Origin of the sequence: Roseovarius sp. EL26 (assembly GCF_900327775.1) — a bacterium.
GTDB lineage: Bacteria > Pseudomonadota > Alphaproteobacteria > Rhodobacterales > Rhodobacteraceae > Roseovarius.
The window spans coordinates 572381-584912 of sequence record NZ_OUMZ01000007.1; the positions used below are offsets into that span (position 1 = coordinate 572381).

Here is a 12532-nt window from a genome sequence, read left to right on the forward strand (position 1 = left end):
ATTATGGGGTTTCATGAGGTCAGATTTCCGGCCAACCTGAGCTTTGGCTCGTTTGGGGGACCAGAGCGACACACAGACATTGTGACGTTGGCCAACGGGTTTGAAGAGCGCAATACGCCTTGGGCGCATTCACGCAGGCGATATGATGCGGGTCTGGCAATGCGTAGTCTGGATGACATCGAGACGGTGATTGCGTTTTTCGAGGCGCGCCAAGGGCAGATTTTCGGGTTTCGTTGGAAAGATTGGACAGACTACAAAACAAGTCAGTCTTCGATTGCTCCGGAGTATGACGACCAAGAGATCGCGCGCGGTGATGATGTGACCGGGGCGTTCCCTTTGATCAAGACCTACCGGTCTGGCGAGGTTATCTATCAGCGGCCAATCAAGAAACCTGTGGCAGGCACTGTGCGCATTGGTCTTGGCGGGGTCGAGCAGCAGGAAGGCATTCACTTTGAGGTCGAGACCAGCACCGGGATAGTGACGTTTCTGCATCCACCGAATGAGGGGGTCGCAATCACTGCGGGCTTTGAATTTGACGTGCCGGTGCGGTTCGACACGGACCGTATCCAAACTAGCGTGGCCAGCTTTCAAGCTGGGGAGGTACCAAACATTCCGGTGGTGGAGGTTCGGGTATGAGCGGGTTTGACGAAGGGTTAAAGGCGCATTTGCAAACCGGGGTGACCACCACCTGCCGGTGTTGGGTGCTGACCCGACGGGATGGTGAGGTGATGGGGTTCACTGATCACGATCTGCCACTGATGTTTGATGGAGTCACGTTTCGCGCAGACACGGGACTAAGTGCCTTGGCATTGCAGCAAACCACGGGTTTGTCCGTGGACAATACAGAAGCACTGGGGGCGCTTAGTGATGTGGCGATCCGTGAAACGGATATCGAGGCTGGGCGGTATGATGGGGCTGAAGTGCAGTCTTGGCTGGTGAACTGGCAGAATGTCGAAGAACGTCAATTGCAATTTCGGGGCTTGATCGGAGAGTTGCGCCGTCAGGGTGGGGCGTTTGAGGCTGAATTACGGGGCCTGACAGATGTGCTCAACCAGCCCTATGGCAAGGTCTATCAAAAGCCTTGCGGCGCAGTTCTTGGGGATGAGGGATGCGGGTTTGATCTTGAGACGCCGGGTTATTTCTTGGTGCGCGCGGTTGAACGCGTCGAGGATCGGCGCGCGTTTCGGTTTGACGCGTTGGACGGATATGCACCTGAGTGGTTCCAATACGGCGTGTTGCGCATTCTGTCCGGTGCTGCTGAGGGCTTAAGTGGGTTGATCAAGCGTGACAGGGTGGATGCAGATGGGCGCTTGGTTGAACTGTGGCATCCATTGCGGGCTGAAATTTTGGCCGGTGATCTTTTGCGGTTGGATACGGGATGCGACAAACGTGGTGAGACATGTCGAAAGAAATTCAATAACTATCTAAACTTTCAAGGTTTTCCGGATATTCCAGGTGATGATTGGTCCGTGACAGATCCAACGCGCGCTGGGCGTTTAGACGGCCGGAGTCGTCGTCGATGACTGGGGTGGGAGAGCAGGTTGTCCGCACTGCACGTGGTTGGATTGGCACGCCGTACCGGCACCAGGCTTCGTGTAAGGGGGCGGGTACGGATTGTCTGGGCTTATTGCGCGGGGTCTGGCGTGAGGTGCTTGGTGAGGAGCCAGAATCTGTTCCGGCCTATACGATGGACTGGGCGGAACCGACACGAGATGAGATTTTATGGCGCACAGCAGCGCGGCATTTGCGCAGGGCCCCTCTGGATGACGAGCAACCCGGAGATGTGTTGCTGTTTCGCATGCGCACGGGTGCGGTGGCCAAACATCTGGGGATCTCGGGGCAGGTACGGCCAAGAGCCAGCTTCATCCATGCATATTCCGGTCATGCGGTGGTGGAAAGCCCGCTGAGTACACCGTGGCGGCGGCGCATTGTGGCGCGGTTCAGATTTCCTGAGGAGATATAAAAATGGCAACAGTTGTCTTATCCGCTGTCGGCGGTGCAATCGGTGGGCAAATTGGGGGCTCTGTACTGGGCCTTTCGACAGCAGCAATCGGGCGTTTTGCCGGGGCGATGATTGGGCGTTCCCTCGATCAACGCACCATGGGGCGGGGATCTGAGGTGGTCGAAACCGGAAGGGTGCGCCGCTTGCGTCTGACCGGAGCAGGTGAAGGAGATGCTATCGCCCGGATCTACGGACGCATGAGGGTATCTGGACAGGTTATTTGGGCCACAGAATTTCGCGAATGGGTCAAAATTACAGAAGGAAGCGGCGGTGGTGGCGGTGGCGGAGGAGGGGGCAAAGGACGGCGGTCAGCACCGGCCCCAGTTACGCCCACGGTACGGGAATATAAATACGCGGTTAGTCTGGCGATAGCGCTATGCGAAGGAGAAATCAGTCAGGTTGGGCGCGTTTGGGCTGATGGCAATGAATTGACCCGCGATAATCTGGATATGCGGGTATATTATGGCACGTGCGATCAGCTACCGGATCCTAAGATAGAAGCGGTCGAGGGGGCCGGAACTGTGCCGGCCTATCGCGGCACGGCCTATGTGGTGATCGAAAATCTTGAGCTGGAGCAGTTTGGCAATCGAGTGCCGCAGTTTTCTTTCGAGGTGTTGCGTCCGCCGCAAAAGGGCCAACCGGGGGCTGAACTTGACCCACCGCAGGCGGTGCGCGGTGTTGCGATGTTGCCGGGTAGCGGAGAATACACCTTGGCGACCAGCAAAGTCACGCTGCGCTATGGGCCGGGGTCAAGTAAGCAGGCAAATGTGAATTCCTGGTCAGGCAAAAGTGATTTTCTGACATCAATGGACGCATTGGAGGGAGAGTTGCCAGCCTGTGATGCCGTGTCTTTGGTGGTGAGTTGGTTTGGGAACGACCTGCGTTGCGGAGCCTGTAGCGTTTTACCCAAAGTGGAACAGAACAGCTTTGATGGGGCGAACATGCCCTGGAATGTGTCTGGTGTACGGCGAAGTTTTGCACTGCGGGTCGTACGTGGTACCGACAATAAACCGCTCTATGGTGGTACGCCATCGGATCAGGCGGTTATTGAAGCGATCAAGAGATTGAAGGCTGCGGGTAAAGATGTGATGTTTTACCCTTTCATTCTGATGGATCAGATCGCAGGCAATAAACTGCCAGATCCCTATAGCGATAGGGATCACCAGCCTGAGCTGCCATGGCGCGGGCGGATCACGCTAAATGAAGCGCCGGGGCGGCCGGGCAGTTCTGATGGAACAAATGGCGCTGAGGCAGAGGTAGCAGCTTTTTTTGGTACAGCGCAAGCCAGTCATTTTGCCACAAATGGTACAGCGACAGTGGGCGGTACAGGTGGGTTTGCAGGTTTGATCAATTTAGATTGGTCGGCAAAGTTGAGCCCGGTGGTTTATAGCGGCCCAGGGGAATGGGGGTTTCGGCGGTTTATTTTGCACCAGGCGGCTTTGTGTAAGGCCGCGGGTGGTGTTGAGAGTTTCTGCATCGGTTCAGAAATGCGCGGGCTGACGCAAATTCGCGGAGCTGGAAACAGTTTTCCGGCAGTGCAGGAATTACGCAATCTGGCGGCTGAAGTACGTGCGCTTTTGGGGCCCAGCACCAAGATTAGCTATGCGGCGGACTGGTCAGAATACTTTGGCTATAAACCGCAAGATGGTTCCGGGGATCGGTTCTTTAACCTTGATCCATTATGGGCCGATGCAAACATCGATTTCATTGGAATAGACAATTATATGCCACTGTCTGATTGGCGCGATGGTACGGAGCATGCCGACGTGAATTGGGAGACGGCCTATGACCTTGGTTATCTGCAAGCCAATATCGAAGGAGGTGAGGGGTATGACTGGTATTATACCTCGCCAGAAGCACGCGCGGCCCAGAATAGAACACCAATTACCGATGAGGCGCATGAGGAGTCATGGATTTGGCGGTACAAAGATCTGCGCGGCTTTTGGGAAAATACGCATCATGAGCGGGTGAATGGCGTACGATCAGAAGTACCGACAGATTGGGTGCCGGAATCAAAACCTATCCGTTTTACCGAATATGGCTGCGCTGCGGTGAATAAGGGCACCAATCAACCGAATAAGTTTCTTGATCCTAAGTCATCGGAATCCAAGTTGCCTTACTATTCTGATGGGCGGCGGGACGAAACCATTCAGATGCAATATTTGCGAGCGATGAACGGTTATTGGCGACAGTCAAAGCGCAATCCAACCTCAGAGCTGTATGGCGGACCGATGGTGGATATGGATCATGCTTATGTCTGGGCCTGGGATGCGCGGCCATATCCGTTTTTCCCCAACAATCGCAAGCTCTGGAACGATGGTGAAAATTACGGCCGGGGGCATTGGATTTCAGGGAGAGCCGCTTCGCGCCGTCTGGCTTCGGTTGTGGATGAGATCGCTGAAGAAGTTGGGGCGGGACATGTGGATACCTCAAAATTGCACGGCATGGTGAAGGGTTATCAGGTGGATGAGATCGGCGAGGCGCGCGCGGCGCTGCAACCATTGATGCTGCACTATGGATTTGATGCAATTGAGCGCGATGGTACCTTGCAGTTTCGGATGCGTGATGGCGTGGCTGATTTTGAGATTGATCCGGATATGGTTGTTCGTGATGCGCGCGATGAGGGGGTGCTTGAATACACCCGAGGCAGCGCAGCAGAATTGTCAGGTCGAGTGCGGTTGCGCTTTGTTGAGGCAGACGGAGATTTCGAAGTCGTCGCGGAAGAAGCCATTTTGGCTGATGATCCAAATCCGGTGGTGTCTGCATCGGAATTCCCGCTATCAATGCCGCGGGCGGAAGGGCGCCAGACAGTTGAGCGTTGGCTGTCGGAGGCTCAATTAAACACAGATACAGTACAATTCAGCTTGCCACCCTCGCAGCTGGAAATAGGCGCTGGGGATGTCGTGGCCTTGCCGGAAGACGGTGGGCAAGGGCTCTACCGTGTGGACCGGGTTGAAGAACGTGGCGGTACGCAGCAGCTCGATGGCGTACGGATAGATGCCGAAAGCTATCGTCCGGTTGATTTTGTTGATGCCGTTCCAAATCTGGCTGGTTTTGTGCCACCGGCACCGGTGTCGCCGTTTTTTCTCGATTTGCCTTTGTTAACCGGCGATGAGGTGCCTCATGCACCTTATCTGGCGGTGGCGGCGGATCCTTGGCCGGGATCGGCTGCGTTATATGCTTCCGATTTTGATTCCAATTACAGGTTGAACACTGTTGCCTCAGCCCGGACACCGATTGGGATCACGGAAACTGAGCTGAGCTGGGCGCCGTCCGGCTTGATGGATCGTAGTGATGGTCTGTTGGTGAAGATGCTGCACGGCGAATTGGAAAGTGTCAGCGAGGCCGCCATTTTGAACGGGGCAAACTTGTGCGCAATCGGGAATGGCAGCCCGGATGGGTGGGAGCTGTTTCAGTTCGAAACAGCGGATATGGTCGGGCCCGAAACCTATATGCTGAGTAAACGCCTGCGGGGGCAGTTGGGCACAGAGCGAACTGAGGGTTATTCGTGGCCGGTGGGGTCATATATCGTGCGTATGGATGGTAGCCCGTTGCAGATTGATCTGCCCGATGCAAAGCGAGGGCTGTCGCGGTTCTATCGCATTGGCCCGGCAGGACGACCGCTGGATGATCCAGCTTATCAGCAAATCGAGTTGGCATTTGAGGGGATCGGATTACGGCCCTATCGCCCGGTGCATTTGCGATTGCAGGGGGCTGTAGGGCAGGACCGATTGTTTAGTTGGGTGCGGCGCGGCCGTATTGGCGCTGACCGTTGGGAAACCCCTGAAATTCCGTTGGGCGAAGAGCGAGAGCAATATATAGTCCGTGTCGTCCGAGCAGGAGAGACCTTACGCGAAGAGTTGGCTGATACAGCTGAATGGGTGTATTCCGCCGCGGCGCAAAGTGCGGATTCCTTTACCTTAGGTGATGAGCTGCAGGTGGCACAGGTGTCATCGCTGTTTGGGGCAGGTGTAAGCGCCCGTTATATCAACTCTGCCTAGGTGGATTTAACCCTTGGCACACTCGACGCAAATCATGGCTGCGGGATCGAGGTGTAGGCGTTCAAGCTTAATGACGTCGCCGCAGCTGTCACAATAGCCAAATTCACCCTCATTCATGCGGATGAGGGCCGCGTTCAGACGCGCCCGCTCCGCCTGACGCCGGGCGTGATTGGCATTGGCCATGGCTTGATTTTGCAACGCGTCCATTCGGCTGAGGCGGCCTACTGCTTGTTGGTCCAACTCGACGGTTTGCTGACCTTCGGCGCCAAGAACATCTTCTGCATCCAATGCGTTTAGGCGTTCTGAGATTAAATTGCGGAATGTAATCAGATCTGACTCATCCATTTTGCTTATATCTCCCATCACCACTTTGCATTTTGCCATTACTGCCTATGTGTTATAATCAAGCACGAGCCAAAGGAGCTTGCAAATGGTCAAAACACGCGCACATGTGTCAGAGGTAGATCCTGTCTGGAGCCGTATTACTGAGGAAGCTCAGGCTGCCATCACTGATGAGCCGTTGCTGGGCGGGTTGGTGCATTCCAGTATTTTACACCATAACACCATCGAATCGGCGCTGGCTTATCGGATCTCGTTGAAGCTGGCCTCGCCTGAAATGCCGGAACAGATCCTACGTGAAATCTGTGACTGGGCGCATGTTGCTGATCCTGAGATTTCTCAGGCTGCACGCGCCGATATTGTGGCAGTGAATGATCGTGACCCAGCATGCGATCGTTACATCCTGCCAATGCTCTATTTCAAAGGATTTCAGGCGATACAGGCGTACCGAGTGGCGCATTGGTTATGGCACAATGAGCGTCAGGATATGGCGCGGTTCTTCCAGATGCGCTCGTCCGAAGTGTTTGGTGTGGATATCCACCCAGGCGCCCGGATTGGCCGTGGTATCATGATTGATCACGCGCATTCGATCGTGATTGGCGAAACCGCTGTTGTTGGCGATAACGTATCGATGCTGCACTCAGTCACGTTGGGTGGTACCGGTAAAGAAGAGGAAGATCGCCACCCCAAGATTGGCAGTGGTGTTCTGATCGGGGCCGGAGCCAAAGTTCTGGGCAACATCATTGTTGGCAACTGCTCGCGTATCGCGGCGGGCTCGGTTGTGTTGCAAGAGGTTCCGCCTTGCAAAACTGTCGCCGGTGTACCTGCGAAGATTGTTGGTGAGGCCGGATGTGATCAACCGTCCATTCAGATGGATCAGCTATTGGGTGTTCGATAAACCTATGACCTGTTGCAACACAGGTTGATATTTTATTCTAGCACCGCTTTTGACGAGGCGGTGCTTTTTCGTTCAAACGGCTTGATCAAACTGCTTTGATGGCTGTTTCCTGTGCGACAAGCGAATGATGATCCCACCCAAAGACATCACAATGTAAAATAACTGAATCAGGGCCGCACTGAGGTTGAACTCGACAATCAACGAGACCATCACACAACTGGATGCGATAAAGGTGAGAAGAAAATAACCGGGCGTGGCACTGCTGAGCCGGCCGCTACACAGGCAGAAAAAACCGATCACATAGATCGAAAATCCAAGCAAACCAATTGCGCGGCACAGAATGAAAACATCAATCATTTCAATAGAAGAAGTGGGCATGAGAATACCTTGTGTGAATTTTTTATGCGGATAATTTGCAAAAATTAGTTTAACAACAATTGTGTACGTTCTTTGAGCGCTGGCAAAATGAAACCTTTGGCGCTCTACATAGCGTGATTATACAATAGGCATGAAAACTCTGCGTGAAACGCGAGAGAATAATGCGTGAAGTGAATAAAAAAATCTGGGGCAATGATAAAAGCCGCAGTGATGGGTCACTGCGGCTTTTATCATTGTGTGTCGTGTAAGAGAAATCAGGCTAGCATGACCATCGGGTTCTCTAAGTTGTCAACTATGGCTTGTAGCAATTCAGCGCCAAGCGCGCCGTCGATTACTCGGTGATCAACTGACAGAGTGCAGGACATGACTGTGGCCACGGTCAGCTCACCGTCATCGCCGACGATGGGCTTCTTCTTGCCGGCACCAACGGCCAGGATAGCACCGTGAGGTGGGTTGATCACGGCATCGAAATTGTCGATGCCAAACATGCCAAGATTGGAGATGGCAAAGCTGCCGCCCTGATACTCATGTGGTGCAAGTTTGCGATCACGGGCGCGGGAGGCAAGATCCTTCATCTCAGCAGACAGCGCAGACAGAGATTTCATATCTGAATCTTTCAGCACAGGGGTGAACAAACCACCTTCAATCGCCACAGCCACAGCCACATCTGACGGCTTTAATTTCAACACGCGGTCTCCGGCCCAGACGGCGTTGGCATCGGGCACGGACTGCAGCGCCAGTGCAGAGGCTTTGATGACGAAGTCGTTGACGCTGAGTTTCACACCACGACCTTCAAGCTGCTTGTTGAGCTGGCTGCGGAACTTCAGCAGAGCATCCAGCTTGATATCACGCCGCAGATAGAAATGCGGGATTGATTGCTTGGCCTCGGTCAGGCGGGCAGCGATGGTTTTACGCATGCCGTTGAGCGCGACTTCTTCGTATTCGCGGCCTTCGTACATGGCGATGACATGTGACGTCGATGGACCCGAAGACACCGTTGCTGCGGCAGCTGGTACTGACCCGGGCGCGGCAGAAGCTGCAGTTGTCGCGGCAGGGGCTGCACCGGGCTGGGCGGCTTCGACATCGGCTTTGACGATGCGACCATGCGGACCTGTGCCATTGACTTGGCTGAGATCCAGACCTTTTTGCGCCGCGATCCGGCGTGCTAGAGGTGAAGCAAAGATGCGCGCGCCGCTGGCGGCTGCTGGAGCAGGGGGTGCGGCCTTCTCGGCGGCCCCTGATGGGGTCACCTCGGTGGCCGCCTCAGTCGCGGGTGCAACTTCGGGTGCTGGGGCTGATGTTGCGCCAATATCATCAGCGCTTTCACCGTCTTCCAGCAGGACAGCGATGACGGTATTGACCTTCACTCCCTCGGAGCCATCAGCCACGAGGATTTTGCCGATGACACCTTCGTCGACGGCTTCAAATTCCATCGTCGCTTTGTCGGTTTCAATTTCGGCCAGCAAGTCGCCAGAGCTGACGGTATCGCCTTCTTTGACAAGCCATTTGGCCAATGTGCCCTCTTCCATGGTGGGGGACAGTGCGGGCATCAGGATTTCTGTTGGCATCGCTCTTTCTCCTTACCGGTAGGTAACTTGTTTGACGGCATCGATAACCTCGGCCGTTGACGTCAGCGCCATGCGTTCAAGATTGGCGGCATAGGGCATGGGCACATCCTTGCCGGTGCAGTTGATCACCGGTGCGTCGAGGTAATCGAACGCGCGTTCCATGATCGTAGCGCTGAGATGGTTGCCCATCGATGCCACGGGCCAGCCTTCTTCGACAGTGACGCAGCGGTTGGTTTTCATCACCGAGGCAATCACAGTGTCATAATCAATCGGGCGTAGGGTGCGCAGGTCGATGACTTCAGCGCTGATGCCGTCTTCGGCCAATTTGTCTGCCGCTTCCAATGCATAGGTCATGCCGATGCCGAAAGTTACGATGGTGACATCACTGCCCGTGCGAGCCACACGCGCTTTGCCCAGTGGAATAGTGAAATCGTCGATCTTGGGAACCTCAAAGCTGCGGCCATAGAGGATTTCGTTTTCCAGGAACACAACCGGGTTCGGATCACGAATGGCGGACTTCAGCAACCCCTTGGCGTCAGCAGCAGAATAAGGCTGAACAACCTTGAGGCCGGGGACCTGAGCATACCAAGCCGCATAGTCTTGGCTGTGTTGCGCACCAACACGTGCCGCAGCACCATTGGGGCCACGGAACACGATGGAACACCCAAGTTGGCCACCAGACATGTAGTTGGTTTTACCGGCCGAGTTTATGATCTGGTCAATCGCCTGCATGGCAAAGTTCCAAGTCATGAATTCGACGATGGGTTTCAATCCACCCCAGGCAGCGCCAACACCAATCCCGGCAAAGCCGTGTTCGGTAATGGGCGTATCAATAACGCGCTTTGCACCGAACTCATCCAACAGTCCTTGAGTGATTTTGTAAGCGCCTTGGTATTCGGCGACTTCTTCGCCCATGACAAAGACGCTGTCATCGCCGCGCATTTCTTCAGCCATGGCGGCATTCAAAGCCTCGCGCACGGTCATGCTTTGCATTTCGGTGCCCTCAGGCCAGTCGGGGCTGGTGTCCGGGGTCGGCGTAGTAGGTGCGGTTGCAGCGGGCGCTGGCGCCTGTGCTGGGACTTCAACGGCTGTTGGTACGGCGGCCGCCGAGGCGCTGGTGATGTCGTCGGCGCTTTCTCCGTCTTCCAGCATGACGGCGATGGGCGTGTTCACTTTCACACCTTCAGTGCCGTCGGGCACAAGGATTTTACCCATTGTACCTTCGTCAACCGCCTCAAATTCCATTGTGGCTTTGTCGGTTTCAATTTCAGCGATGATATCGCCGCTTGCAACTATGTCGCCTTCTTTGACCAACCATTTGGCCAAAGTGCCCTCTTCCATGGTGGGCGATAGGGCGGGCATCAGAATTTCGGTTGCCATTATGCGCTTCCTTTCGCTGGGCTGATCATGCCCACAATATTTCCTTGGCCGTCTTCGACATAGGCGCAGCGGCCCACACCGGGATAATCCATGGGGGGCAGGGCCTCGGCCCCGCCATTTGCCAGCGCCCAATTGTAACTCTCGTCGCAATCACTGACATCAAAAGTCATCGTGCCACCGCGAACGGCGGAGCCAGCGGTGTGCGGGGTATCTGGCCGTGTCATCATGCCGATGGTTAACCCTTCCCCGAGACCGGCGGATTCGGCGAGATGATAGTTCACCTCCTCGCCGCCATCCATGGGGGAGAATGTCCAGCCATAGAGTTGTCCGTAAAAGGCTTTTCCGGCTTCTATGTCGCTTACGTAAATCTCAAAATGTGCCATGGTCGCCCTTTACGCGTAAATATCTGTCCAGAGCTCTTCTGGAGCAGGTTCAGGGCTGGTTTTCGCAAAGTCAGCAGAGGCGTTGACAATTGTCTTGATTTCTTTATCGATCGCCTTCAAGTCATCCTCTGTCGCATGTTTTCCGCTCAGCAGCAGATCACGAACGTGTTCGATCGCATCTTTTTCTTCACGGACTTTCTGCACTTCTTCACGGGTACGGTACTTGGCCGGGTCAGACATTGAGTGACCGCGATAGCGATAGGTTTTAACCTCAAGGATATAAGGACCTTTGCCTGCACGACAGTGCGCGACAGCCTTTTCGCTGGCTTCTTTGACCGCAAGCACATCCATGCCATCGACAGCTTCGCCGGGGATACCAAAGGCTTGCCCACGGGTATATATGTCAGGGGAGGAGGTGGAGCGTTTTTGCGAAGTGCCCATCGCATAGTGATTGTTTTCAATCACAAAGATCACCGGCAATTCCCAAAGGGCGGCCATGTTGAAGGTCTCGTAAACCTGGCCTTGGTTTGCCGCGCCATCCCCAAAGTAGGTGAATGTGACGTTGTCGTTGCCTTTGTATTTATCAGAGAAGGCGAGACCCGCACCCAAAGGTACGTTGGCGCCAACAATACCGTGGCCGCCGTAAAAATGCTTTTCACGGCTGAACATATGCATTGATCCGCCTTTACCGCGCGAATAACCATCTTTACGGCCTGTCAGCTCGGCCATCACGCCATTTGGATCCATGCCGCAAGCCAGCATATGACCGTGGTCGCGGTAAGTGGTGATGCGTTTGTCACCTTCTTTGGTGGCGGATTCTAATCCGACAACAACAGCTTCTTGGCCGATGTACAGGTGGCAGAATCCGCCAATCAGGCCCATGCCATAGAGTTGGCCTGCCTTTTCTTCGAATCGACGGATCAAGAGCATGTCGCGATAGAACTGTGTCAGTTCCTCAGCGGAAGTATTTGATTTTTTGGATGATTTCCGGGTGGCCATGCGTGTGGGTCTCCCAATTTTGATAAATAGTTTAGCCTTAAACTACTTAATATAGCATTTTGACCGCAGTGGCGAGAGAGAAATGCCGCTGCGGCAGTTAGCAGCCTTAGGTTTTCAATTTATGGAGGGGTTAGCGGATGACAATCTCGTCTGCGCGCAGCAGGCCCAGAACATCGCGTGCTTGTTGATCCAGTAGGTCCAGATCCAGATAGGTATCGGACAGACGCTTGGTCAGATTTTCCATGGTGGCAATTTCGGCATCCAATTGATCAAGTTGCGCCTGCAATGCGCGGCGCTCAGCATCAATTTCCGCACGGCGAAACACGCCGTAATCGCCCTGCACAGCGGCAAAGGTAAAATAGGCGCCAAGGCCAAAAGCGATCAGGAAATATGTCAACACGCCAAAGGCGGGTCGCTTGTGGAAAGCCATTATGATTCTGCCTCAAAACCCGCCTCTACGGGCGGTGTTTTTGCACAATGCCATAGGTGATTCGTGTTGTGAATCCCTTACGTGCGAAAATGCGGCATTTTCTTGCCACATAAGTCAGTGCGAGTCTTTCTTGCCACAGCAGAGTTTACTAGAC

General features: G+C 54.5%; 12 protein-coding genes. 5 read left to right on the plus strand and 7 right to left on the minus strand.

The window, feature by feature from the left end; translation table 11 throughout:
• The first annotated feature begins 3 nt into the window (after positions 1-3).
• The 4 genes from D9A02_RS10745 to D9A02_RS10760 are packed head-to-tail and all read left to right on the plus strand — an operon-like array spanning position 4 to position 6003.
• Positions 4-636: a DUF2460 domain-containing protein gene (locus D9A02_RS10745; protein WP_120500965.1), complete on the plus strand. Its 633-nt coding sequence runs from the start codon at positions 4-6 to the stop codon at positions 634-636.
• Positions 633-1523: a DUF2163 domain-containing protein gene (locus D9A02_RS10750; RefSeq protein ID WP_120500966.1), complete on the plus strand. Its 891-nt coding sequence runs from the start codon at positions 633-635 to the stop codon at positions 1521-1523. The genes D9A02_RS10745 and D9A02_RS10750 overlap by 4 nt, the downstream gene beginning before the upstream one ends.
• Complete coding sequence (locus D9A02_RS10755) at positions 1520-1963, plus strand: NlpC/P60 family protein (RefSeq protein WP_120500967.1); 444 nt, start codon at positions 1520-1522, stop codon at positions 1961-1963. The genes D9A02_RS10750 and D9A02_RS10755 overlap by 4 nt, the downstream gene beginning before the upstream one ends.
• Before the next feature lie 2 nt (positions 1964-1965).
• Positions 1966-6003 carry a glycoside hydrolase/phage tail family protein gene (locus D9A02_RS10760; RefSeq protein WP_120500968.1) on the plus strand — a complete coding sequence of 1346 codons (4038 nt, stop codon included), beginning with the start codon at positions 1966-1968 and terminating at the stop codon, positions 6001-6003.
• 6 nt (positions 6004-6009) lie between these two features.
• Here D9A02_RS10760 and D9A02_RS10765 read toward each other — a convergent pair whose 3' ends face one another.
• Entirely contained in the window at positions 6010-6348 is a 339-nt protein-coding gene (locus D9A02_RS10765) for a TraR/DksA C4-type zinc finger protein (protein ID WP_120502486.1), read from the minus strand.
• A gap of 85 nt (positions 6349-6433) precedes the next feature.
• On the opposite strand from D9A02_RS10765, the gene cysE reads away from it, so the two are divergent.
• Entirely contained in the window at positions 6434-7240 is an 807-nt protein-coding gene (cysE, locus tag D9A02_RS10770) for a serine O-acetyltransferase (protein WP_120500969.1), read from the plus strand.
• A 72-nt stretch (positions 7241-7312) separates the two neighbouring features.
• Here the strand turns inward: cysE and D9A02_RS10775 are convergent, their stop codons facing one another.
• The 6 genes from D9A02_RS10775 to D9A02_RS10800 all read right to left on the minus strand — a co-directional run bounded on the left by D9A02_RS10775 (position 7313) and on the right by D9A02_RS10800 (position 12378).
• Entirely contained in the window at positions 7313-7618 is a 306-nt protein-coding gene (locus D9A02_RS10775; protein ID WP_120500970.1) for a hypothetical protein, read from the minus strand.
• Positions 7619-7872: 254 nt separating this feature from the next.
• The gene (locus D9A02_RS10780; RefSeq protein ID WP_120500971.1) at positions 7873-9186 is read right to left on the minus strand and encodes a pyruvate dehydrogenase complex dihydrolipoamide acetyltransferase; all 1314 of its coding nucleotides are present in this window, start codon (positions 9184-9186) and stop codon (positions 7873-7875) included.
• 12 nt (positions 9187-9198) lie between these two features.
• Entirely contained in the window at positions 9199-10566 is a 1368-nt protein-coding gene (locus tag D9A02_RS10785; RefSeq protein WP_120500972.1) for a pyruvate dehydrogenase complex E1 component subunit beta, read from the minus strand.
• Positions 10566-10949 (minus strand): VOC family protein, encoded by a 384-nt coding sequence (locus tag D9A02_RS10790; protein WP_120500973.1) that lies wholly within the window; start codon positions 10947-10949, stop codon positions 10566-10568. Before D9A02_RS10790 ends, D9A02_RS10785 begins: the two co-directional genes overlap by 1 nt.
• A 9-nt stretch (positions 10950-10958) precedes the next feature.
• Positions 10959-11948, minus strand: a complete 990-nt coding sequence (pdhA, locus tag D9A02_RS10795; RefSeq protein WP_120500974.1) for a pyruvate dehydrogenase (acetyl-transferring) E1 component subunit alpha — start codon at positions 11946-11948, stop codon at positions 10959-10961.
• 130 nt (positions 11949-12078) lie between these two features.
• Complete coding sequence (locus D9A02_RS10800; RefSeq protein ID WP_120500975.1) at positions 12079-12378, minus strand: septum formation initiator family protein; 300 nt, start codon at positions 12376-12378, stop codon at positions 12079-12081.
• Positions 12379-12532: the final 154 nt, after the last annotated feature.